The 23,209-nt window shown below is 66.5% G+C and carries 23 protein-coding genes and 1 tRNA gene; 13 read left to right on the top strand and 11 right to left on the bottom strand.

Features of this window, described 5'->3' with window-relative positions:
* Nucleotides 1-21: 21 nt before the first annotated feature.
* The 3 genes from NV1_RS43690 to NV1_RS21170 all read left to right on the top strand — a co-directional run bounded on the left by NV1_RS43690 (nucleotide 22) and on the right by NV1_RS21170 (nucleotide 2,060).
* Nucleotides 22-186 (top strand): hypothetical protein, encoded by a 165-nt coding sequence (locus tag NV1_RS43690; RefSeq protein ID WP_157117189.1) that lies wholly within the window; start codon nucleotides 22-24, stop codon nucleotides 184-186.
* Nucleotides 187-424: 238 nt separating this feature from the next.
* Nucleotides 425-1,063 (top strand): dienelactone hydrolase family protein, encoded by a 639-nt coding sequence (locus tag NV1_RS21175; RefSeq protein ID WP_067893816.1) that lies wholly within the window; start codon nucleotides 425-427, stop codon nucleotides 1,061-1,063.
* A gap of 88 nt (nucleotides 1,064-1,151) precedes the next feature.
* Nucleotides 1,152-2,060: a universal stress protein gene (locus tag NV1_RS21170; protein ID WP_067893814.1), complete on the top strand. Its 909-nt coding sequence runs from the start codon at nucleotides 1,152-1,154 to the stop codon at nucleotides 2,058-2,060.
* Between the two features lie 162 nt (nucleotides 2,061-2,222).
* Here NV1_RS21170 and NV1_RS21165 read toward each other — a convergent pair whose 3' ends face one another.
* The 3 genes from NV1_RS21165 to NV1_RS21155 form a co-directional block, all read right to left on the bottom strand.
* On the bottom strand, nucleotides 2,223-2,705 hold the full coding sequence (locus NV1_RS21165; protein ID WP_157117187.1) for a hypothetical protein: 483 nt from the start codon (nucleotides 2,703-2,705) through the stop codon (nucleotides 2,223-2,225).
* A 476-nt stretch (nucleotides 2,706-3,181) separates the two neighbouring features.
* Entirely contained in the window at nucleotides 3,182-4,114 is a 933-nt protein-coding gene (locus NV1_RS21160) for a universal stress protein (RefSeq protein WP_067893810.1), read from the bottom strand.
* A 35-nt stretch (nucleotides 4,115-4,149) separates the two neighbouring features.
* On the bottom strand, nucleotides 4,150-4,578 hold the full coding sequence (locus NV1_RS21155; RefSeq protein ID WP_067893961.1) for an Hsp20/alpha crystallin family protein: 429 nt from the start codon (nucleotides 4,576-4,578) through the stop codon (nucleotides 4,150-4,152).
* A 435-nt stretch (nucleotides 4,579-5,013) separates the two neighbouring features.
* Here NV1_RS21155 and NV1_RS21150 point away from each other — a divergent pair, with 435 nt between their 5' ends.
* Complete coding sequence (locus tag NV1_RS21150; protein WP_067893808.1) at nucleotides 5,014-5,694, top strand: dienelactone hydrolase family protein; 681 nt, start codon at nucleotides 5,014-5,016, stop codon at nucleotides 5,692-5,694.
* 778 nt (nucleotides 5,695-6,472) lie between these two features.
* Here the strand turns inward: NV1_RS21150 and NV1_RS21145 are convergent.
* Together NV1_RS21145 and NV1_RS21140 are read right to left on the bottom strand one after the other, a co-directional pair.
* Complete coding sequence (locus NV1_RS21145) at nucleotides 6,473-6,655, bottom strand: RtcB family protein (RefSeq protein WP_067893806.1); 183 nt, start codon at nucleotides 6,653-6,655, stop codon at nucleotides 6,473-6,475.
* 66 nt (nucleotides 6,656-6,721) lie between these two features.
* A complete protein-coding gene (locus NV1_RS21140; RefSeq protein WP_067893804.1) occupies nucleotides 6,722-7,144 on the bottom strand; it encodes an archease in 423 nt (140 codons plus the stop codon).
* A 753-nt stretch (nucleotides 7,145-7,897) separates the two neighbouring features.
* On the opposite strand from NV1_RS21140, the gene NV1_RS21130 reads away from it, so the two are divergent.
* The gene (locus NV1_RS21130) at nucleotides 7,898-10,684 is read left to right on the top strand and encodes an AMP-binding protein (protein WP_245713836.1); all 2,787 of its coding nucleotides are present in this window, start codon (nucleotides 7,898-7,900) and stop codon (nucleotides 10,682-10,684) included.
* 14 nt (nucleotides 10,685-10,698) lie between these two features.
* On the opposite strand, the gene NV1_RS21125 is transcribed toward NV1_RS21130, so the two are convergent.
* Entirely contained in the window at nucleotides 10,699-11,295 is a 597-nt protein-coding gene (locus NV1_RS21125; RefSeq protein ID WP_245713835.1) for an MBL fold metallo-hydrolase, read from the bottom strand.
* 936 nt (nucleotides 11,296-12,231) lie between these two features.
* Between NV1_RS21125 and NV1_RS43685 the strand changes: the two genes are divergently transcribed.
* The 3 genes from NV1_RS43685 to NV1_RS21115 all read left to right on the top strand — a co-directional run bounded on the left by NV1_RS43685 (nucleotide 12,232) and on the right by NV1_RS21115 (nucleotide 14,789).
* A complete protein-coding gene (locus NV1_RS43685) occupies nucleotides 12,232-12,381 on the top strand; it encodes a hypothetical protein (protein WP_157117185.1) in 150 nt (49 codons plus the stop codon).
* 4 nt (nucleotides 12,382-12,385) lie between these two features.
* Nucleotides 12,386-13,732 (top strand): phosphoribosyltransferase family protein, encoded by a 1,347-nt coding sequence (locus NV1_RS21120; protein WP_067893798.1) that lies wholly within the window; start codon nucleotides 12,386-12,388, stop codon nucleotides 13,730-13,732.
* A 130-nt stretch (nucleotides 13,733-13,862) separates the two neighbouring features.
* Complete coding sequence (locus NV1_RS21115) at nucleotides 13,863-14,789, top strand: ribose-phosphate diphosphokinase (protein WP_084525574.1); 927 nt, start codon at nucleotides 13,863-13,865, stop codon at nucleotides 14,787-14,789.
* Nucleotides 14,790-15,064: 275 nt separating this feature from the next.
* Here NV1_RS21115 and NV1_RS21110 read toward each other — a convergent pair whose 3' ends face one another.
* Nucleotides 15,065-15,667, bottom strand: a complete 603-nt coding sequence (locus tag NV1_RS21110; RefSeq protein ID WP_067893796.1) for a TetR/AcrR family transcriptional regulator — start codon at nucleotides 15,665-15,667, stop codon at nucleotides 15,065-15,067.
* A 195-nt stretch (nucleotides 15,668-15,862) separates the two neighbouring features.
* Between NV1_RS21110 and NV1_RS21105 the strand changes: the two genes are divergently transcribed.
* Genes NV1_RS21105 through NV1_RS21090 form a run of 4 tightly spaced genes read left to right on the top strand, consistent with a single transcriptional unit; the run spans nucleotide 15,863 to nucleotide 19,967 of the window.
* Complete coding sequence (locus tag NV1_RS21105; protein ID WP_067893794.1) at nucleotides 15,863-16,918, top strand: zinc-binding dehydrogenase; 1,056 nt, start codon at nucleotides 15,863-15,865, stop codon at nucleotides 16,916-16,918.
* 46 nt (nucleotides 16,919-16,964) lie between these two features.
* The gene (locus NV1_RS21100) at nucleotides 16,965-17,486 is read left to right on the top strand and encodes a nuclear transport factor 2 family protein (protein WP_067893953.1); all 522 of its coding nucleotides are present in this window, start codon (nucleotides 16,965-16,967) and stop codon (nucleotides 17,484-17,486) included.
* A complete protein-coding gene (locus NV1_RS47225; protein ID WP_281181861.1) occupies nucleotides 17,483-19,027 on the top strand; it encodes an NAD(P)-binding domain-containing protein in 1,545 nt (514 codons plus the stop codon). Before NV1_RS21100 ends, NV1_RS47225 begins: the two co-directional genes overlap by 4 nt.
* Nucleotides 18,999-19,967, top strand: coding sequence for an SDR family NAD(P)-dependent oxidoreductase (locus NV1_RS21090; RefSeq protein WP_245713833.1), 969 nt, complete (start codon nucleotides 18,999-19,001; stop codon nucleotides 19,965-19,967). The genes NV1_RS47225 and NV1_RS21090 overlap by 29 nt, the downstream gene beginning before the upstream one ends.
* A gap of 62 nt (nucleotides 19,968-20,029) precedes the next feature.
* On the opposite strand, the gene NV1_RS21085 is transcribed toward NV1_RS21090, so the two are convergent.
* The 3 genes from NV1_RS21085 to NV1_RS21075 form a co-directional block, all read right to left on the bottom strand.
* Nucleotides 20,030-20,115, bottom strand: a tRNA-Leu gene (locus tag NV1_RS21085).
* Between the two features lie 98 nt (nucleotides 20,116-20,213).
* Nucleotides 20,214-20,528, bottom strand: coding sequence for an integration host factor, actinobacterial type (gene mihF / locus NV1_RS21080; protein ID WP_067893792.1), 315 nt, complete (start codon nucleotides 20,526-20,528; stop codon nucleotides 20,214-20,216).
* A gap of 177 nt (nucleotides 20,529-20,705) precedes the next feature.
* Entirely contained in the window at nucleotides 20,706-21,755 is a 1,050-nt protein-coding gene (locus NV1_RS21075) for an alpha/beta hydrolase (protein ID WP_067893950.1), read from the bottom strand.
* A 299-nt stretch (nucleotides 21,756-22,054) separates the two neighbouring features.
* On the opposite strand from NV1_RS21075, the gene NV1_RS21070 reads away from it, so the two are divergent.
* Complete coding sequence (locus NV1_RS21070; protein WP_157117183.1) at nucleotides 22,055-22,447, top strand: hypothetical protein; 393 nt, start codon at nucleotides 22,055-22,057, stop codon at nucleotides 22,445-22,447.
* A 10-nt stretch (nucleotides 22,448-22,457) separates the two neighbouring features.
* On the opposite strand, the gene NV1_RS21065 is transcribed toward NV1_RS21070, so the two are convergent.
* Entirely contained in the window at nucleotides 22,458-23,177 is a 720-nt protein-coding gene (locus tag NV1_RS21065) for a cyclase family protein (RefSeq protein ID WP_067893947.1), read from the bottom strand.
* Nucleotides 23,178-23,209 lie beyond the last annotated feature (32 nt).

Genomic DNA, 23,209 nt, shown 5'->3' with positions numbered 1-23,209 from the left:
GTGTGGGCCGATCGCACTCCTGTGGCCCAGACCGATGTTCATTGCGTTCCGCTGCGCGCGGCCCTCGCCAGCGCGGGCGGGAGCAACTTGCCTTTGTCCGACGCACTGGCCCTGCACCGTTATGAGCACATCCGGATCGAGGTGGCTCACTCGTCCGACGCCCTGGTCGATTCCGCCGTTCGCTGACTGTGCGTCAAACTTCTCTGACCGGCTGGATCCTGCCGAGAAGTCGACTCGTCCGAGCAGCAGCAGGACGAACGTCTGTTTCATCGGCGACGTGTGGACCTGTCGCTTCACCAGGCGAAGGTCAAGCCTGGAGGAAGGCGATGCAGTGCGTGGCGGGCCGGTGATGCGATGTGGGGTGCTTCGGTCATATGCCTGTGGTTGTCGCCGAGACACGGCGTTCAGCAGAGGAGCACACGGCATGAGTAGCGAGAACTTCGATCGGTTCGTGTATCTCACTGTTCCGGATGAACCCAGCGGCCTGGTGGTGTTCGCCCATGGGCGAAGCAGCCGCCACGGTACCCGTAATCGTGCCATGTGCGAAGTGCTGAACGAGGCCGGGCTGGGGACGCTACGGGTCGACCTGTTCGGCCCCGAGGACGAGTCGCACAGCGGCGATATCGATCTCACCATGCTGGTACACCGCTTAGGCACCCTCACCGGGTGGATCACCGATCAAGATCTGGCCATCGGCCATCCAATCGGATACCTCGGTACCGGAATCGGCGCGGTGGTGGCATTGCTGGCAGCCGCCGATATACGTACCAGCGTCGCGGCGGTGGTGTGCTGCGGCGGCCGTCCGGATCTGGCCGGCCCGGCATTGGCGGCCGTGCGCGCACCAACACTGCTGATCGGCGCAAGCCGCGACCCCGCCGCACTGGCGATGAATCACCGTGCCGCTGAACTGATGTCGTGTGAGAAGGAACTTGCCGAGGTTCCACACGCAACACAACTCTTCGACGAGCCCGGCACCGCAGACAGGGCTGCCGAACTCGCCTGTGACTGGTTCACCGCCCACCTGGCCCCCAGCCCGGCAGTCGCGGGCAGGGTCAGCGGATGATCGTCGCCGCAGCTCCGACCGCGATTATTTCTGCTCGACGGAAAGGCCAGGCCAGTGCTTTGGGCCTCACAGGGGTCAGGAGGGCGGGATGAGCAGCGAATCACTGTTGCCGGAGCAGGACTCGGATCGTGCGATCGTTGCCGCGATAGATGGTTCCGGCATGTCTCATCATGCTGCGGCCTGGGCTGCGGTGGATGCCGCGTTGCGCGGCTGGTCGCTGGAGTTGATCTGCTCCGCGGCCCCGCAGACCCCGTATGGTCCGGCCCCGGTCGTATCGGGGCCGGGGCCCGGGATGATGCGGGCCGAGGGCGAGGAGATACTGGCCGAGGCGATGCGGATCGCGCGAGAGGCCACTGGTGGTGAGCCGCCGCCGATTGCTACCGAGGTGACCGTCGACCCGATCATTCCGCGTCTGATCACCCGGTCCGAACACGCGCGCATGCTCGTGGTCGGCAGTCACGGGTACGGAGGTCTGCGCGGGCACCTGCTCGGGTCGGTGAGCTCGGCAATGGTCTACCACGCGCACTGCCCGGTGACGGTGGTGCGCGTGAGTTCGGCAACCGACGCGGTCTCGATGCGGCGGCCGGTGCTTGTCGGGGTCGATGGCACTGCGAACAGCGTGCCCGCAGTGACGATCGCATTCGAGGAGGCTTCGCTACGCAACGTGGGATTGGTGGCATTGCACGCATGGAGTGACGCCACCGGCTACGACATCCCAGCGGCGGGCTGGGAGGCGGTGCGCGAGCATGAGGGTGCCCTGCTGTCGGAGTCGCTGGCGGGCTACCGGGAACAGTATCCGGATGTACCGGTACGGCGGATCGTGGTGCGCGAGCACCCGGCGCGCTCGCTGATTGCCGAATCGGAGAAGGCGCAACTGGTCGTACTGGGAAGCCACGGTCGCGGCGGTTTCGCCGGAATGCTGCTGGGCTCCACGAGCATGGTTCTGACCCGTTCGGCACTGTGCCCGGTGACCGTTGTGCGGCACTCGGGCCAGTAGCCTGTTCAGCCGTTGAACGTCATCCCAGACCAGCGGTAGGCAGAGCGGACAGTTCCTCGGGACATCGACTCCAGGCGAGGGCATAGCAGCAATGCGATCGAATCCGCCGACCGCCCCGGGTGCGCTGCCCACGACCGCACCGACCGCAAGCGGGCCGATGTCTTATTTCGCACGCGCAGGCGGCACGGTTCGGCGTCTCGGACTCACGATGAGAGACAGGAACGCCCCCGTGATCGCCGCGACCGCTACAGCCGTCACGAAGCAGCCCGCGACGCTGATCGGGACTATCGCCGCACCGTTCGGCCCCGAGGGCCCCAGCGGTGTCGCCACCACGGCGAATGCGGTCAATCCGACCACCCACCCCACGCCGTTCGCCCAGATCCACAGCCCGGCGCGATCACAGCAGCGGCGAAGCACCAACCATTGTGCGACGCCCACCGCGTAAATGATCATCAGTCCGGTAACAGCGACGGTCGGAGTCTGTGCGCTGGGTGCCCAGCGGCTCACTGTGGTGCCGTACAACATCGGGATCAACGCCGTCGCCCACACCACCGTCTGACCAACGCAGGTCGCGGCGACCCAGACACCGATACGCAGACGCGGCACCACCGACACCAGAACCACAGCCTGGGCCACAGCGAGCACGACACCTCCCGCCACTCCCGCGAAGGCCACCCGCATCGCGGCCGCAACAGAACTCGAGTGCGCTGTCCAGCCGTCGACGATCAACGGTGCCAGCAGCCCGGCGAACTGCGCTGGTGCGACAGAGAGGATCCACCGCCGTCGTAATGTCGCAGTGCTGACAACGGGCGCGTGACCATCCTCACTATCGCCGCGCCGCGCCGTTTGTCGTCGCCCCCATGCGTAGATTCGCTGTCATGGGTCGATGGTCCTCAGCCGCGAGGATGGGGCACAGTAGCGCAAGTCCTTGCTGCGACTGCCCTTCGAACTCTATCGGCAGCCATCTCCGGTCGTGGGTCACCGAACGAGCTGCAGCCCTTCGGCACCGGTGGTCCCGACGGTCGTGAGATGACCGCGCGCCGGACGCGGCAGCGAAAACCACCACCCGAGATCCGCGCCCAATGGCACGACGGACTGCCGTTGCATTGCCCGGCTCGGGGCTACTGTGGCTGGGCCGGCCGGATCCCAGGCTCGGCGGCGTGCTCACGCACGACGATGATCGGGCAGTCGACCGACTGCACCAGGGTCCAACTGGTCGAGCCCAGCAGCATCCCGGCGAACCCGCCCCGTCCGCGGCTGCCCACGACCACCAGTTGCGCATCGGCCGAGGCGGCCAGAAGGGCGCGTGCGGGCTGCTCACGTGCCACGATGCTGCGCACCACGACCTCCGGATAGCGGTCCCGGTGCACGGCCAGATTCTCCGCCAGCACAGCAAACTCCTTCTCCTGCACCTGATCCCAGTCGACTCGAACAGACGCACCGCCACTCGCATCGCTCCAACACCGCAACGCCACCAGATCCACCCCGCGCAGTGCAGCCTCCTCGAACGCCACGGCCACCGCCGGCACGTTGTTCGCACTACCGTCCACACCCACCAGGACAGGCATACGCGCCGCGACGGGATCGGTCTCGGCGGTACTTCCGATCACCGCGACCGGGCAGTGCGCATGGTGCACCATCGCCGAACTCACCGAGCCCAGCAGCGCGCGCTGGAACGCACCACGCCCCCGGCTGCCGACCACCAGGATGCGCGCGGTCCTCGATCGGGCGATCAGCGCGGGGATGATCGATTCCAAGGTCACATCCTCGTCGACCTCGACCGGGTCCGGGGACGTGAAATCTATCGTGATCCGCCCCGCCTGCTTCACGATCCGCTCACCATCGGCCCGCATCAGCTCGAGAAGGTCCTCGGTCACGAACGGGACCGGCCCGTACGACCCCCGGAACCCGACGGAGGTGACCACACGTAGCGCACACCCGTGCAGCGCCGCTTCGGTCGCGGCCCACGCCACGGCCTGGTACGACACCGCCGACCCGTCGGTGCCCACCACGATCGGCGCGACGAACCCCGGCTCCGGTACCGGCGGGGCCACGAGTTGCTTCTTGCAATCGACTGCTGTGAGCGCAGCTAGTCGGCGGACTTGACCTCGACCTTGGTGACCTTGTGCTTCGGTTCGCCCAAGGGAACGCTGACCGACAAGATGCCCTTGGCATAAGTCGCGTCGATGCCCTCGTCCTGCGCGCCTTCCGGGAGCGAGACGGTGCGCTCGAACGACCCATAACTGAATTCCGAACGCCCCTGTTCCTCATGGGTATCGCTGCGCTCGGCCTTGATGGTGAGCAGTCCGCCGTGCACAGATACTTCTACATCCTTGGCCGGGTCGATGCCGGGGATCTCGACACGAACCACGTAGTGGCTGGCATCGACGGACTCTTCCACCCGAAGCATATGACCGCCCAGCATCGGCGCCAGCCCGGGAGTGAAGGCATTCCACCAGTCGCTGATGTCGGGCAAGAGCGAGCCAGGGCGATGGGTGCGGGCAGGAAGCAGGTTCATGGTCACTCCTCGAGAGTGTGTGGTGGTGAGCTGACGGCGCTACTGCATCGATCCCACCGTTCCCGCGCGCGAGGCCCTAGAGCATCGAGTCTTCACCGCGAGATGACACAAGTCCCCGACCCCTGCGGCCCGGCTTCAGAAGATGCTGAACCAGCAGGCCGGCTGGGGTGTTTCATGAACCCCGCCGCAGTGTTTCCGGGCCGTCATGAGAACCCAACGCGATGGGATCCGCGGTTTCGGCCGCTCGCCAGCGAATCACCTCATTCGGACTCGGCCCAACACGTCGGGAATACGGGACGCAAGTCCTCACCAGGAACAGTCCAAAGGCCACGCGCCGAAGGCCAGCGGATCTAACGTCCACTCCCTCACAACGGGCATCCTGGGGCGGGAGTTTCCAGGGAGCAGGGCGCGACACCTCCTCCCTCGCTCGCTCCGGTGCGCGACCTGACCCACAAGGAACTCGTCGCCTTATTCACCCCGGAGGAGGATTCCATGAGTGTTGCTGATCTCGAACGCCTCGGAGACCTGACCGTGTTGGAGCGACCGCTGGGACAGGTGGTGTTCGCGCACGGCATCGCAGGCGGACACCGCGACACCAGCATCGGGTTGGTCTGCGAGCTACTCAATAGTGCCGGGCTGAACACATTGGCGGTCGACGTGCTCTCGGTCGACGAAAGAAACCACATTGTCGGTGTCGACATGGCGGTCCTGTCGCACCGGCTGGCCACCATCACCGGTTGGCTCGCCGAGGCGGACTTCGCCCCTGGGGTGGCTATCGGCTATCTGGGGACCGGAGTAGGCGCGGCGACGGTGCTCACTGCCGCAGCAGAGCCGGATTCCGATATAGCGGCAGTAGTCTGCTGCGGCGGCCGACCCGATCTGGCCGCCCCGGCGCTGCCCGATGTGCGCGCTCCATCACTGTTGATAGCAGCAGAGAACGATCCAGAGGCCGTCGCAAACAGTCGCCGCGCCGCCGAATCGATGGCATGTGACCACGCGGTGTCCATAGTGCGCTCGGCTACCCATCTATTCGCCGAGCCAGACGCGATAAGGAAAACCACAGAACTCGCCCGTGACTGGTTCGTCACCCACATGGAACGGACGCCCCTGCGCTGACTATCGCGCCCGCCCATGCACCACAAGTGCCTGTGAACCGGCGATTTGACCAGGCCGGCATACGGGCTCGCTTTCGGGTCCCGGACCGTGCGGCCACGCCGGTGCCGGAACACCACCTCGTAGACTGGCAGCGCACATGAGCTGGCGTCTCGTTTGCGGCCCAATCGATTCTTATGAACAGCCGCAGTTCGGCATGGACACATGCGGTACACCGTAAGTGCCCCGCGACTTGGCGTGTATCTCGCTGATCGTGACCATCAGCACCATGTCGGCTTGCTCGCGCTGGGACGGGCCACGGTGTTTCCACACATTGCGCCCGGAGGTCGGCACCCGGCACGCGGCAGGACACCCGACCGGGACACCGGCTTCGGTACTCAGCGACCACCTGGAACGCTATTTTGGGGAGAGGTCTTCCCGCGAAATACGTGATGGCCGAACAAGTCCGGGGTGCGCTCGGCGACCAGCAGCCCATCCGGTCCCGACACGATCCCGGTGTGGAATCGGCGGCTGATGTGATCCAGTGTGGCGCACAACCACTAGGCTTCGGCGGCACCGGCGAGTTCCAGCCGCATCCGCCGGGTCCGCAGCGGAAGCATCCGTACCCCGAGTCACCTCCCGGGTCTACCGAGACCAGATACAGCCAGGCGCAGGTCCGGACGATAGCACCGGTAGCCGCTGATACCTTCGTAGTCGTTGATAAGGTCCCCGCACCTGTACGGGATCGCGCAATTGCAGTAGAACTCGAGCGGGCGCGGATGATGGCGCTGGTACCCGGTGTTCAGCGCCTTCGCTCGGTTTCGCCGATCGGGAATCCGTAGCCCCAGTGCACATCCGGCATGGCGTAGGAGGCGCGAACGATTCCCGGCAGCGTGGCCACATCGACCACCTGTTCGAGCGCCTTGTCGCCAGCGGCCTGCGGGAGCAGGGCCGAAGAGGCGAAGACCACGCCGGGAACCCGCATGGGAGCCTGCTGCGGGATGCGGACCGGAACGGAGTCTCCTGGATCAGGTCGATCAGGGTGTCGTGGTCAGACATCGATGGTCACTTCACATCTCCATCCGTTTTCCTCGCGCCGAAATCGAATCTCCTGCCGCGACACCGCTTTCGGCACCGCACCGCACGGTGTCGCTGTGGACAGGTCGGCCATCTCGAACCGGACCTGCCATCCGATCGTCGCCGGCTCTACCACGGTCGCGACCGGTATCCGGGCGTACACGTCCATCTGGTAGATGACTTCGTCGAGCAGATCGGCCAGCGGATTCTCGGTGTCGTTGTCGGGCAGCAGCCAATCGATCGCTGTCGAAGGCTCGGGCCGTGGACGATCGATGAAACTGTCCACCAGCGCCTCGACTGCTTCCGCCAGGCACCGCGCCCGTGTCGGGGCCCACGCTTCGATCCGCAGATCGGCGGTATGCGACACGAACACGTGCCCTGCCGACAGGGTTGGCATCAGATGCCCCTCCAGGGGTCCTCCATCAGTTCGGGCGAGTCACCGGGTGTTCCCAGTATGTCGCTCCGCGGGCGCACTCGTCGCGGGCCCGATGTCCCCGCTGCAGAGTTTCGGAGGTCACCGCCGAAACCCGAACGAGGATGGGATGCGATTGATGACCTCGCCTGGGCGGATGCCGGCTATTGCTCTTGCGGGGGCTCGAACACGAACACATCCTCGGCGAGCTCTTCGGCAGCAAGCCCGCCAACAGCACTGCCCAGCACACGGCGCAGGCCGCGGGAATGCGTGGCATGCGGCAACTGGGCACCGAGATGGCTGCGACCTCGACGCCGACCCGGTCACGGACCATGTGCAGCCAGGCCCGCATCACGCGATGGGTGAAGCTTCGATCGTCGACCGAGCCGTTCGGCGATGAGATCCAACCACTTCGCGCGGTGTGGACAACGATCTCGAACGAATCGCTGCCCCAGGGCATGCCTTCCACAGCCGAGGGGCAATCCCGCGTCCAGGGCCGCTGGTCCACCACATCGACGGCCGATCGTCCCGGGCCCGAGGGTGTTTCCGGCCCTGGAGTCGTTCAGGGTTCGGCTGGCACACTGCGTGGCTGTAGTGGCGAAGCAATCCCGAATACCAACCCGAGGGAAGTCTCCATGACCTGGCCACGGAGCCCCAGATCTCTTGCCGGGCGTCCACGTGGTTGATCCGCTGTCGCGGCGCGGCTCCCCACAGTCGGAAGGTGTGCCCCGGCCGACGGTGAGTGATGAGGCTGCCGATGTCGTTGTTGCCCTGGTCCGGGACCTGGTCGCGGAGTTCCATCCGCAGTCGTCGCGGGTGACCGTTACGCTCGACAGCCGGTTCGACGATCTGGGTATCGGAAGTCTGGAACTGGCCGAGCTGCTGCGGCGGGTCCAGCACACGTGTGGGGTGACATTGGGTGCACACGTCTTGACCAGTGCCGAGACCCCGCATGATCTGTTGCGCGCCATCGACTGTAGCAGTGCGTCGGCGGGGCAGCAGCCACGCCCGATCGCACCCCCGGCCACTGCGCCGGACGCCGCACCGGCGGCGGGGGCGGCGACCTTGATCGAAGCCCTCGATTGGCATGTGCACGCGACTCCGGATCGCGCGCATATCCGCATCCTCGACGAGCGGGGCATCCCCGAGGATCTGACCTATGCGATGCTGCACCGCGAGGCTGCCGCAGTCGCAGCGGGGTTGGCGGCGTGTGATGTCCTGCCAGGCGACAGGGTCGCCATCATGTTGCCCACCAGCCGGGCCTATTTCGTCACCTTCACCGGAGTGATGCTCGCGGGCGCCGTGCCGGTGCCGTTGTATCCGCCGGTCCGCCCTTCCCTGCTGGCGGATCATCTGCGCCGCCACATCGGCATCCTCGCCAATGCCCAGGCCACGGTCCTGGTTACCGTGCCCGAAGCCGTTTCCCTCGGTCAGCTGCTGCGCTCGAACATCGACAGCCTGCGTCATGTCGTGGTCCCCGATGCTCTCGAAGGCCGCATCGATGGCGCACTTCCTCGACCCCGATCGCTCGATCTGGCACTGGTGCAATACACCTCGGGCAGTACCGGCCAACCCAAGGGCGTCGCACTCACACACCAGAACCTGCTGGCCAACATCAGAGCAATGGGCCAGGCAGCAGGGGTGTCCTCGGCGGATATATTCGTCAGCTGGCTGCCTCTGTACCACGACATGGGCCTGATCGGGGCGTGGCTCTCGCCCCTGTACTTCGGCATACCGCTGGTGGTCATGGGCCCGCAAGCGTTCCTGGCCCGTCCCTCGCGGTGGCTGAGCGCGATCCACGCCCACCGCGCCACGATCTCGGCGGGCCCGAACTTCGCCTACGAACTCTGCCTGGCCAAGATCGATGACTCCGAGCTCGAAGGTCTCGACCTGAGTTCCTGGCGGCTGGCCTACAACGGCGCCGAGCCTGTCAGCCCCGCGACGATCCAGCGGTTCACCGAACGCTTCACCCGTTACGGGTTGCGGCCGACCGCCATGGCGCCGGTGTACGGGCTCGCCGAGTCATCGGTCGGACTGACCTTCCCGCCCCTGGGACGCAATCCGCTCGTCGACCGTATCGACCGCGCGGAGTTTGCGCATTCCGGGCGTGCAGTTCCAGCCCAACCAGGCCCGCAGCACCCGCAGCAGGCTGTGAGCTTCGTTGCCTGCGGGCGGGCCCTGCCGGGGCACGAGATACGGATCGTGGACAGCGCCGGCATCGAGCTGGGTGACCGCCGTGAGGGCCGCATCGAGTTCCGCGGGCCGTCGGCTACAGCCGGCTACTTCAACAACGCTGAAGCTACCGATTCGTTGTTCCACGGTGACTGGCTCGACAGCGGCGATCTGGGCTATATGGCCGATGCCGACCTCTACGTCACCGGCCGCGTCAAAGACATGATCATTCGTGCCGGCCGAAACCTTCACCCCGCCGAACTCGAAGAGGCGATCGGGTACCTCGAAGGTGTCCGCAAAGGATGTGTCGCGGTGTTCGCCGCCTCCGACCCGGCGGGCGGACCGGAGCGGCTCGTCGTGGTGGCCGAGACCCGAGCCTCGAGCGATCAGGCGACACGTTCCCTACGCGCCCACATCATCTCGACCACCGTGGGCCTGCTCGGCTCGGCCCCCGACGACGTGGTCCTTGCGCCTGCACGCACGATTCCGAAGACCTCGAGCGGCAAGATCCGGCGGGCCGCCAGCCGAGAGATGTACGAGCAGGCAAGAATCGGTGCACCATCACGGCCGCTGTGGTGGGAGCTGGTGCGGTTGCGGTTGCGCGGTGTCGTCCCGTCGCTGCGCCGCACCCGCCACAGCGCCGCCGCTGTGGCTTTCGCAGCCCACGCATGGGTGGTTTTCCTCATCCTGGCCGTCCCGGTGATCATTCTGCTGGCACTGCTGCCGAGCCCCCAACTGCGCTGGCACATGATCCGCGCCTCGGCCCGGCTGCTTGCCCGCCTCACCAAGACCGAAGTCACCGTGCACGGCCTCGACCACCTGCCGAAGCCCGACAGTCCGGTGATCGTCGTGCCGAACCATCAAAGCTGGCTCGACGGGCTGGTGCTCGCGACGGTGCTGCCGCGATCGTTCTGCTTCATCGCCGGCGAAGTGTTCGAGCATCGCCCGCTCAGCGGATTCGTGCTCAGACGGCTCGGCACAGAGTTCGTCGAACGACACGAACGCGAACACGGCATCGCCGACACCGACCGCCTCGCCGACGACGTCCGAGCCGGTCGATCGCTGGTGGTGTTCCCCGAGGGCGCCCTGTCACATGAGCCAGGAGTACGGCCCTTCCGTATGGGCGCATTCGTGGTTGCGGTCCGCACCGGAGCCTGCGTCTTGCCCGTGGGCATACACGGCACCCGAACGATCCTGCGGCCCGGACGCCGCTTCCCGCTACGTGGAGCGATCGATATCGCCATCGGACCACCGCTCCACACGACGGGCACCGACTGGGCCGAGGCCGTCCGGTTGCAGCGCACAGCCCGAGATGCTGTGCTGCGCCTGTCCGGAGAACCTGACCTCCAGTGACGATCACACAGACCTCACCGCACGTGATAGGTTCGTCCCTCTATTCCCCACTCGCCGAACACCGGCACCGCACCACTGTCGATGGCGCGGATCGAAGGACGCCCGATGTGGGCGAATACCAGTCGCCGGACATCGTGTTCGCGCGCCACGCGGGCGGTGTCGCAGACCGGGGCGTGCCCGCCGGTGTTGTGCGCGAAGCGAATCGGCCGGATCCAGCCGGCGGCGTCGGCGAACATCAGATCCGCGCCCGCCGCCCAGACCGGGAACTGCCAGAACTCCGGCGCCCACACCACACGACGACCGCAGCAGGAAATGAGATAGCCGACGGTGGGATGGCTGGTATGCACGACCGGATACGGATCGACTCGCAGTGTTCGACCACGATAACCGTCGATGACCGGTTCGGTATCGAAAGTTCGTGCAGCCCTGCGTATCTCGCCGATGAGTTCGGCCCGGTTGTCGGTGACCAGCCAGGCATCGATCGCGGAATCCGGTTCCGCGCCCGGACCACCATCGAACATGATCCGCCGACCGGATGTGCGCAGCAGCAGCCCGGCCGGGCGGTAGCGTGGCGAGTTCATCGCGCCCACACCGAGCAGAGTGAACTCCACCCGACTACCTCACCCCCTCGGCCGGGCCCGCGCCGTCGACATCGCGCTACCACAGTCGCGGTCGGCAATAACAACCACACGGCGGTGTGCGGACGGCGACCGGCTCTTCTGAGAGGAATCGCACCCGGCGGCGTCACTTCCTTCGACGCCGCACGCCGCGAACCTGGCGTATTGCCGCAAGCCCCCCGCGCAGGGTTTCTGCAGAACGACAACCGGACCGCCCGCGCGGTATCGCCTTCCGGTACGCGCTATCCGGCCGCAACGCGTTCACCAGGGTCGGCCACGGGTGACGACAACCAGGATCATCACCACCGCAAGGAACTCGGTGATCAAGGCCAATTCGCGAACCATGTGCGAGGTGCCACTCATGCCGGTGTCTGGAACCGCCGGCGGCCGGTACTGTTCGTCATGCTTCGATCCTGGGTGGGCAGACCGACCGGTAACAGAACCGAAAGTCCCCAGGGCGGCCGTCGCGCCCGGGTCGCAACTTCCGCACTCCCGAACAAGGGACTTCCGGCCCCTGCCGATACATGCATGAGAGTGGATTCTGGATTGTGCCGGGGAAACCTGGCGACCTGTTCGAGATGGTGGCCGGTCGGATGTGGGCCGAGGTGCTTATCGACGACGAGCCGTCGAAAGACGGTGGCTACCATACTCGGGCAAGCCCATGCTCAGGGTGCAATGCCGAAGCGACCGCATTGACCGCCGCTGACCCTCGACACAGGATGCGGTCGTCGGCGGCCCGTAGTTCGGTAGCCCCGGGCCCCGGTTCTCGAAAGCGCTGCCTGTGCTCACACAGAGCAACACGGGACGGGAATGGCGGCGAACCCGATCGCCGGATTCGACCGAAGCGGACCGCCTGATATTCATCAGCCCAACGCGCCGAGACAACAGCCGGTCCTGTCTTCGCCCGCTGGAGGATACTGATTCGCCCGGATGAACCGAAACCACCATGAGGAACTAGATCTGCCGGATGTCACCGCGGCGTTCGACCCGCTCCGCGACGACACCATCGGCCCGCTGATAGAGGGCAAGCAGGCCGCAGTCGCCGACGGGCCGCCACCGGCTTGGACCTCGGGGAGGTGATCTCATGTTGTTCATCGATCGTGGCGACGCCGGTCGACGGCTGGCAGTGCCGTTGCAGTCTCTGCACGCCGAGGACATCGTGGCGCTAGGGATACCGCGTGGAGGTGTGCCGGTGGCGTTCGAGGTCGCCACAGCGCTCGGGGCGCCGTTGGATGTGATTCCGGTCCGTAAGCTCGGTGTCCCGCATCAGCCTGAACTCGCCTTCGGAGCCGTCGGCGAGGATGTCCGCGTCATCAATGAGTTCATCGTCCAGCAGGCACAGCTGACCGCGGACGAGATGGCCTCGGTCGAGCGCCGAGAACGCGACGAGCTCACCCGCCGGACTGCCCGATTCCGGCACAGGCATCCACGAATCCCCGTGGTCGGGCGCACGGTCGTCATCATCGATGACGGAATGGTCACCGGCGCCAGCGCCCGCGTCGCCTGCGAGATCGCCCGCGCCCACGGCGCAGCGAGGGTCGTGCTCGCCGTACCGGTTGCACCTCGCGAGGCGGTGAACACGGTGCGAGGTATAGCCGACGAGGTGATCTGCCTCCAAAAGCCGGCCTCGATGCGCGCCGTTGGACAGTGGTACCGCAGCTTCCCCCGGCCCTCCGACGACGACATAGCCGAACTGCTCGACCGCGCTGCCACAGGTGCCCCCGCGGCACCTCGAGCCGAGCCCGGACCGCCACCGCTGCGCGACGACGACGTGCACGTGATCACCGGAAATATCGAACTGACTGGGCATCTCACCATCCCGGCCGACCCGATCGGCATGGTCGTGTTCGCGCATCCGAGCGGAAGCAGCCGCTACAGCCCCCGCAACCGCTATCTCGCCGAAATGCTCCGACAGGCGGGACTGGGCACTCTGCTGTTCGACCTGCTCACCCCGGACGAGGAGATACACCGGGCACGGGTTTTCGATATCGACCTGCTGTCCGCCCGACTGGTGGACGTCACCGAATGGCTCACCCGCCAACCACACACCCAGGGCCTGAGGATCGGATACTTCGGAACCGACACCGGCGCAGCGGCAGCACTGCGGGCAACGACCGACCCCCGGGTCGACATCGCCACCGTGGCATCCCGCAGCGGCCGGCCCGACCTGGCCCGCGACGCCCTGACACGGGTGCGGACGCCTACCCTGCTCATCGCCGGCGGCGGCGACCCGACCACCCTGAAGTCGAACCAGCGTGCGCAAGCGACAATGTCGTGCGCGAGCACAGTCACCGTAGTGCCCGGCGCCGACCATCTGTTCACCCAACCGGCGGCACTCGAGACCGTCGCCGACCTCGCCCGGAACTGGTTCGTCGCCCACCTGACAATCAGCCGAGCACCCGAAGACGTCACCGCCGGCCGGAATCGATGACAAGGAAATCCGGTGCAGTGCAACGGTTCTCCGAGAACGACGCGCTGGAGCAGCTGCGTCGTTCCTCGCCCGTTTGCCGCGCCGGCTTCGATGCTCGCCCGACCGCGACCGGAAAGGACACCAGACGATCATGACCACGCTGCGGATCATCGCCGGCAGCGCCACTCCGGAGCTGGCCGGTGCCCTCGCGAACCTTCTGGGAGCCGGCCCGGCCGACACCGTACTGGAACGATTTCCCGACGGCGAACTGCTTCCAACGGTCGAGAACGTCAGCGGCAGCGACGTATACGTCGTGCAATCGACCCCGCCGCCGGTCAACGACCACCTCGCGGAACTGCTGCTGTTGCTCGACGCCTGCCAACGTGCCCACGCAACGCGCGTGACCGCGGTGGTACCGTACCTCGGCTACGCCCGCCAGGACCGCCGCACCCGCGCCGGGCAACCCGTCGGCGTCGCGGTGTTCACCCGGGCCATCGCCGCCGCCGGCGCGGATCGCCTCGTGGTCGTGGACCCACACACCCCCACCCTCGAGGCGATCAGCCCCGTTCCGGTCGAAACAGTCACTGCAGTCCCCGTCCTCGCCCGCAAGATCACCCTGCCGGACCGGGTACTCGTCGCTCCCGACGAAGGTGCGGTGAAACTCGCCGAGCACTATGCGGCGGAATCACCGAATCCCCTTGCGGTGGTGCGCAAACGCCGCGAAAGCGGCACCGAGGTCACCGCACTGGAGCTGATCGGCGACGTACAGGGAAGGCTGCCGGTGATCATCGACGACATGATCTCCACCGGCGCCACCATCGGCACCGCGCTCGGGCTGCTACGCCAGCACAACGCCGCCGCTGAGGTCACCGTCGCGGCCACACATGCCGTATTCACACACGGAGCCGTGGGCCGCCTCCGTAGGCTCGGCCTGCAACACATACTCATCACCGACACCATCGCCCACCACCACCTGCCACCCGAATTCGAAGTGTGCTCGATCGCACCGCTACTCGCCGATACTGTCGCAACCCTGCACAACGACGAACCCCTGCACGCGGCGACAAGCCCGAGTTGAGGGGCCCGTGCGGTGTGGGTTCGTGGAAGATCACCCGCAGTATCCGGTCGAGCTCGTATTGCGAGTCCTGGGCATCGCGTCGTCGACCTTTAGGTGCCGGCCGAGCATGCCGGGTGCTCGCGCGGGTCATCCGAGCGCCTTGGTGCGTATCCACCAGGTGAATGCGGGGTCCACGCGTCTGGTGGTCCAGATACGGGTGCAGTCCGCGTTCGGGGTGGGTGTGCTGCCTGGGGTGGGGATCATGGTCAGCACCTGCACCGGCAGCCCGGCCTCGACTAGTCGGTAGGGCAGTCGTCAATTCTGGGTTGCAGCAGCCGCAGAATCATCTCAACCGTGCGCTCGATGGGGCGGTGTCGTGCTGTGACGGGGAATGCGAGAGTGCGGGTCAGGACGGCGCCGAGGAGCATGTCGAAGACATCGTCCGGGTCGACGTGCGAGTCGATGCTTCCATGTGGTGCGCTGCGCAGAATGTCTTGGAATTGGGGGCGTGCCGACACGCCCAGGTATGTCGCGGGTGGGCCGGTGGGTGTCGAGGTCCGCCGATACGCGAGCAGACCTGCCGCTGCCGCACGTGCCGCGGGGGCGTCGAAGGCGGCCATATAGGCGCGGATGAAGCGGCGCAGGTCGCGGCGCAGATTACCGGTCGGCGGGACATCGAACGGGCTGAAACCGGGGAAGGCGGCTTCCTCGATCAGCTCGATCCGTGACGGCCACCGCCGGTAGATGGCTGAGGCATGCACGCCGGAGCGCGCGGCGATGGCTTGGATGGTTGTCGCCTCGAACCCGTGTTCGATGAGCAGCTCGCGTGCTGCCGCGATCGCCCGCTCGTCGATGCCGGTGTCGCGGGGGCGGCCGGGGCGGCGGACTGGCTCTGACATACCGCGATCGTAGCGGGAGACCGACCGGACACCAGCCTGCCATCGTTTCCGCCGCTCCGAGTTTCAGGAGAGTGAGTACCGAAATAATTTAGGAGAGTCTATTCCGTAATTGAGCAGTCGTAGATACGATCCCAAGATCGGTATGCGGGCTGTGATCGGAAGTGAGGCTTCGCATGTAGAGCGAGGAGGAAGCGCATGCGTGCTGCTGTGCTACGAGGTGGGCGGGTCGAGACGCGGGTTGTCGAAGACCCGGTTCCAGGTCCGGGCCAGTTGCTGGTCCGGACCCTCGCGTGCGGGATCTGCGCGTCGGATCTGCATTTCATGGATCACCCGGAGGCGGGTGCGGAGGACGACAGCGGGATGTCGACCTACGACCAGGATCAGGACATCGTGATGGGGCACGAATACTGCGCCGAGGTCACCGATTATGGTCCGGCGACCGAGCGCGCGATCCCCATCGGAACGCGGGTGAGCTCGCTGCCGATCCTGTCCACCGCGGACGGGCGCAAGATCATCGGCCAGAATCCGGAGTCGCCTGGTGGTTTCGGTGAGTATCTGTTGCTGGACGAGGCTCTCACCCAGGTCGTGGTGTCGGATTTGCCGAGCGAGGTCGTATGCATCGCGGACGGGATCTCGGTGGGCTGGTCGGCTGCGGCACGCGCACAGGTGACGACCAGGGAGGTACCGCTGGTGCTCGGGTGCGGTGCGATCGGGCTGTCGGCGATCGCGCATCTGAAACGTTTGGGTGTGGGGCCGATCGTGGCGGTCGATTTCGTGGCGGCCCGGCGGGAGACGGCGCTGGCGATGGGTGCTGACGTGGTGGTCGATCCGGCCGAGGTCTCGCCGTATCGGGCGTGGCGTGATGTGGTGCGCAGGTCGGGCGAGCCGATGAAGGACATGATCGGCGCGGCCGGTCTGCCGGGCTGCGTGGTGTTCGAATGCGTCGGTATTCCCGGCGTGCTCGACTCGATCATCAAGGGATGTGAGCGCAGTACGCGGATTTTCTCCGTGGGTGGTCCGCCGGAGGGCGACCATCTCCACACGCTGACCGCCAAGCGTAAAGGCTTGAACATCCAGTTCGGTGGTGGCCCGTTGCCTGCCCACTGGACCGAGGCATTCGAAGCGGTCTGCTCGGGCGATCTGGATGTCTCCCCGATGCTGGGCTGGACCGTCGGACTCGACCAGGTATCCGAGGCGCTCGATGCTGCCCGCGACGCCAGCGGTCCGGCGCGCATCGTCGTGGTTCCTTGAAAAACCGCCGGCGACCATGCGGCACAAGCGGAAAGGATCGGACGGATTGAGTGAGATCGATGAGTTGCGCGCGCTGATCGACGCGCTGTCGGCGCGAGTGCGTCTGCTGGAGGACCAGGTGGAGATCATGCAACTGGTAGCGCAGTACGGCCCGGCCGTGGACAGCGGTTCTGGCGAGGCCGCGGCGGCGTTGTGGACGCAGGACGGTCTCTTCGACGCTGTCCCTCAGCTGCGGATGCAAGGACGCGACGACATCGTCGCCATGGTTCACGGTGGGCACCAGAGCCTGATCCGCAACGGCTGCGGTCATGTGCTGACGGTGCCGCACATCGTGGTCGACGGCGACCGGGCGACAGGACGCAGCTACGCGCTCAACATCCGGTGGGACGCCGGGGCCGACCGGTTCTGGGTGGCGCGGGTTTCGGCGAACACCTGGCGCTGGGCCCGCACAGCGGAAGGCTGGCGGATCACCGAGCGGATCAACGCCAACCTCGACGGCACTCCCGAACATCGCGACATGCTCGCCCCGCCCGCCGCGCAGGCGGCAGCGGCAGTGGAGGAACAGTGAAGATCGGATTTATAGGAGCAGGTCGTATGGGTCGGCCGATTATCGACCGCTTGGCCGCCGCAGGCCACGACGTGCGGGTACTGGTGCGCCGACCCGATGCCCAACTTGCCGCCGCGGCCGACGGGCTGACCGTGACCGATGACATCGCGGCGACGGTGCGCGACGCGGATGTGGTGTTCGTGGCCGTGCTGACCGACGAACAGGTGCGATCGGTATGTCTCGGCCCCGCTGGTGCGGTCGCGGCTATGAGACCGGGAGCCGTGATCGTCGCCCACACGACCTGCGATCCGGCGACCGTGGAGCTGATCGCGGCGCAGTCCGCGCGTCGCGGGATCGGGGTGCTCGACGCCGCGCTCTCGGGCGGCCCGCACAATATCGCGGCAGGCGATCTCACGCTCTGGGTGGGCGGCGACGAGGCGCTTGTCGAACAGCTACGCCCGGCATTGGCGACCTATGCGTCGCCGGTCGTCTTCGTGGGGCCGATCGGCAATGGTCAGCGGGTCAAACTCGTGAACAACGCGCTGTTCGTGGCGCAGGTGGGTCTCGCGATCGATGCGGTGCGCCTGGCGGGCTCAGTGGGGATCGAGGAGAAAACGATTCTCTCGGCTGTGCAACACGGCAGTGGCGCGAGCCGTGCTTTCGGCGTCGTGGCCGCTGGCGGATCAGTCGACGCCGTTGCGCGGTTGTCGGACTGGATGCTCGAGGACATCACCGTGGTGCGTGAAGTCGCCCAGCGTGCAGGAGCCGACCTGGGAATCATCGGAACGGTTCTGTCGTCGGACGCGGTAGAGAAGAACGTGCTGCATCCCTGCGGTGCGCCCGAGCCGGTCGTGGGGAGTCGCGGTGAAGGTCGGGCTCGGCAGCATGGGCACGCCGATGGCGCAGCGGCTACTGGCCGCGGGCCACGAATTGAGCGTGTTCGCCCGCTGGGCGGTGTCACTCGAACCGTTCGCGGGCACCGACGTGGCATGGCGCTTCGTCACCTCGATGCGGCGCGCCGGATGACGACGAACCGCCACCAGTTGGCCATCGAACACCAGACTGTCTTCGGGCTCCCGCCCGTCGAGTCCGTCCACCTGGCAGGCGATTTCGACGAGTTCGCTGTGCTAGCGGAGATGGTGGGCACGCGAGGAATCCGGACGACGATCGAATTCGCTCCGTCGCTGATGATCGCCGACCTCGACATCGCGTTGGCAGCGGTGCACTACGTGGCGCGCACGGACTTCCGTCTGCTGATCGACACCATGCACCTGGTGCGTGCCGGGCATTCCGCAGCCGAACCAGCGGCCATCGATCCGGCGTTGATCGGTTATGCGCAGCTCAGTGACCACACGATCCGCCAGCGAAGTGCGAACTACCATGCGGACGCGATCGACCGGATGGTGCCTGGCGAAGGTGAGCTGCCACTACCGGAAATTCTGGCCACGCTGCCCCGCGACGTCGTGATCGGTCTCGAAGTCCCGATGATTTCGGCAGCGCGGGCAGGGAACCGATACGCGAACGAGCACGCCGATGCGTCCTGGCGGCCCGTGCACTGCTGACGCTATCGAGCTGACGCAAGTCCAATTCTGGAAAGGAAACTCAATGACCAAGGCTTTGACCGACTATGGGCCATGGGGCATCGTCGCGGGTGGATCCGACGGCGTCGGTGCGGCATTCGCACACGAAATGGCTTCCCGCGGCATGAACGTCGTGCTGGTGGCGCGACGGGTGCCCGTTCTCACGGCGTTCGCCGACGACATCCGGGCGCAGCACGGTGTCGAGGTCCGCACCGTGCCGCTCGATCTCAGTGCGCCCCAAGCCCTTTCGGAGCTGGCGCAGATGACATCCGAACTGGAGATCGGGCTGTTCGTGTACAACGCGGGCAGTGACAACAGCAGCGCCACGTTCCTCGACAAGAACCTCGACACCCATCTGAGTCTGGTTCACCGAAATTGCGGCAGTGTGCTCGAAGCGGCTTACCGGTTCGGTGCTCCGATGGTCGCGCGAGGACGGGGAGCTCTGGTACTGGTGACCTCGGGCGCGGCTTGGGCGGGAGGCGCAACCCTCGCTGCATACGGTGCCACCAAAGCCTTCGACCTCATCCTGGCTGAAGGCTTGTGGGCCGAATGGCGTGACAGCGGAGTCGATGTGCTGGGGCTGGTGCTCGGCAAGACCGACACCCCGTCCATGCACCGGGTCCTCGACCCTGAAGGCGAGTCCGGCGGCGAGGTCGCCGATCCCAGGGATGTCGCAGAGCAGGCACTGGATCATCTCGGCGACGGGCCCACCTGGATCTGGGGCAACAACCCGATGGGCGGTTCACCGTTCGGCGCGATGAGCCGCCGCGAGGCCGTGCTCACGATGAGCCGAGGCGCGGCCATCAGCTCACCGGGCGCAGAGGTCTTCGAACCTGAAAGGGCTGCTGGCGGTGCTGCGGGCTGCCGACCCGTACGACAAGCCGGAGGTTTACCGAGAATTGGGACTGAAACAAACTTATAACCACGACGACCACATGGTTACGGCCGAAGTGAATCCCCGGCCGCACGTTGGCGTACTGTCTGTGTCCGGAGGGGGACTTGAACCCCCACGTCCATTAATAGGACACTAGCACCTCAAGCTAGCGCGTCTGCCATTCCGCCACCCGGACCGGTGGTGCTCAGCAAGGCTATCGGATCAGTCCGCGTGGACCAAATCACAGGTATTTGTGCAGGTCGCGGGGCTGGTCGGGTGCTGAGCGCCGCCGGATCAGTTCCTGATCGCCTCGAGCAGGGCGGCGCGCTGGCGCGAGCCGAGGCCGCCGATGCGACGGTCGGCGGGGATCTCCGCCTCGTCCATCAGCTTGGCGGCCTTGACCGGTCCGATGCCCGGCAGCGCCTTGATGACCGCGGCGACCTTCGTCTTCTTCACGAGATCTTCCTTGTCGGCCCGCTCGAGCACCTGGGACAGCGACACCGATCCCTTGCGGATCTGCTCGATCAGCTCCGACCGGGCCTTGCGGACGGCGGCAGCCTTCGCCAGCGCCTCGGAGCGTTGCTCGGCTGTCATGGTGGGAAGTGCCATGTCTACTACCTTTCACTCGTTCGCTGGAACTGCAACGGCACCGATTGAACATCACCGAGTGCCGGGCTGTGTAACGACACACCGCGAGGATAGACGGGGTAACGAGCCGACGTCACGTGGTCGCGAGCTTCGGATGCGGGCAATTTGCCCGTGTGGCGGCCGATAGGTCCGCCGCGTTCAGATGCCCAGGCCGGACGCGAGCACCGGCCAGGACTTCTCGAACGCGTCCTGCCAGTAGCCCCAGGAATGGGTTCCGGTCGGGGTGTAGTCGTAGGTGGCGGGGATATCCAGCTGGTCCAGGCGTTGCTGCAGGTGGTGGGTGCAGGCGTTCACTCCGGCCTCGATCAGGCCGCCGAGCAGGATCTGATTGGCCAGCGTGTCGGGGGTTCGGCTGAAACCGTAGGTCAGGAACGGGCTGTCGAGGGTGTCGTGCGGTCCCGGCAGTCCGCTTCCGGCGGAGATGAACAGCTTCACCCCGCGCAGTTGCTCGGCGTGCACGTACGGGTCGTTGGCCGCCCACAGCGGGCTGTCGTCCGGGCCCCACATGTTGGCCGGATTGCCGTGACCCCAGACTTCGACCATCGTCTTGATCTCGCGCTGGCCGAGCGGATCGCTGGTCTGCGCGCAGCCGCTGTAGGAGGCGACGCTGCGATACAGGCCCGGTTTCGCGATGGACAGCGCGAATACCGATTCACCGGCCATCGACAGGCCCGCGATGGCGTTGCGGCCGTCCGTGTCCAGGGCGGCGTCGATCACGGGTGGTAGTTCTCGGGTGAAGAAGGTGGTCCATTTGTTGCGGCCCAGCGTCGGATCGTCCTTGATCCAGTCGGTGTACACGCTCCACGCGCCGCCGAGTGGTTGTACGACATTGACGTTCTTGTCCCCGAGGAATTGCAGGACATGGGTCGTGGTGGCCCAGCTGTCACCGTCGGTGCCGCCGCCGGAGCCGTTGAGCAGGTAGAGCACCGGCCGCCGCGCCGAGCTGTCGGCGGGGCGTTGCACGTCGACGGCGATGTCGCGGCGCATCGCGGCGGAATGGACCTGCAAGGTCAGATGCCGCGCATCGTGCACGGTCAGCTTCGTGACGGTCGAGCCGTCGGGAGCGCTCACGGTGGCCGCGGGCCGCCCGGAGGAGGTGATCGGGTCGATCGGCGCGGCAGCCGATCCGGTGGCCGTCGTCACGACGGCGGTGAGGGTGGCGACAACTGCGAGTGCGGCCACCCGCATCGCGTCTCCGGGTGTCAATTCGAGATCTCCGTTTTCGGCCGAGCGGATTCGTTCACCGCACGCGGCGGCGCGTCCACTCTCGCATACGGTCAGCGGTGGAAAATTCGGAATCGCCCTCGGCTGCAACATTCCGAATACGGCTGTGGCGGAACGGCTATCGAAATGTGGTGTGACAGCGGACAAAACTCTCCGCAAGGGCGCGTGCCGATGGTTTGTGTCATGCCGGGGAGTCGCGACCGGGAAGGCATAGGGTTGGCCCGGGCGATCGATTCGCCCCCGATCGATCGGAAGGAGTCCAGGTGCGCCGCATGTTGCTCGCGCTGTCCACACTGGCCGCGATCCTGCTCACGCTGCCCGCCGCGGGATGTTCCGCATCGCCCGGTGGTCCGTCCGCACCGTCCGCACCGGCCGCGCCGTCGGGGACGGTGAAGGTGCAGGCCGGGACCGGCACCGAGCGATTCCCGGTCCCGATGGTCGCGGTGCGGGTCACCAGCTGTACGGCGGATGCGGCCCTGGCGACGTTGACCACCGGCAAGGACGGCGCGGCGAGCCGGAGCTTCCCGCCGGGGTGCTATCACGCCACTGTGACCTCGGTGCCGTCCGGGTGTTCCCCCGATGCCGTGGCGAACGCTCAGGTCGATGTGAAGGCCGCGGACACCGCCGTGGCGACGTTCCTGATCCACTGCGCGTGAGGTGGTGGCGCTATCCGCGCTGGTGGCCGGGTTCGTCCACGAGAGCGTAGATGGTCGCCGGTGAGCCCGAGCCCCCTTCGCTGACGAATCCGCCGACCACGACGGTGAAACCGCGCGCCGGCAGATCGTTCAGCCCGGCCAGTATCTCGAGGCTCAGCCGATGCTCGCGATACAGGAGTCTGGACACCTCGAAGGTCTCGTCCACGCCGAGGTCCGGGCTGAACGCGTCGGTGCCCAGCGCACCGCGGTGGCCCAGGACGCCGTGGTCGAGCAGCCAGCGCACCGCCGCGACCGAGAATCCCGGATGGTGGATTCGCCCGTCCGGGCCGCGGGCGGCGAAATCGTCAGTGCCCCAGCGGATATCCCAGCCGGTATGCAGCAGCACGGCGGCCTCGCGCGGCAGCGGCCCGTGCCGGTCCTGCCAATGGATCAGATCGGCGACGGTGAGCGCGTAGTCGTGATCGGCGGCGGCCCGGTCGGCGATATCGATCACGATTCCGGGCAGTACGAAATCCTCGGCGCGCAGTTCATGTGCGGCCGCGGCGCCGGCGGTGAAATGAGCGGGGGCTCCCCAGTGCGTGCCGGTGTGCTCCCCGACGGTCACCGTTCGCAGATAGTAGCCATCATCGGCGAGGGTGCACACGGTGTCCAGACGCGGCGGCGGATCACCGGGAAATACCGACACCCTGGTGGCGGACAGCGGATGCGACAGGATGTGCACCGAACCCATGACGCCCGCCTTTCCGGTGCGAGCACGGTGCT

Source organism: Nocardia vaccinii NBRC 15922, assembly GCF_001613305.1.
Lineage (GTDB): Bacteria > Actinomycetota > Actinomycetes > Mycobacteriales > Mycobacteriaceae > Nocardia > Nocardia vaccinii.
Note: the sequence above shows the minus strand (reverse complement) of the source record. Positions and strands in the feature narration are given on the sequence as shown.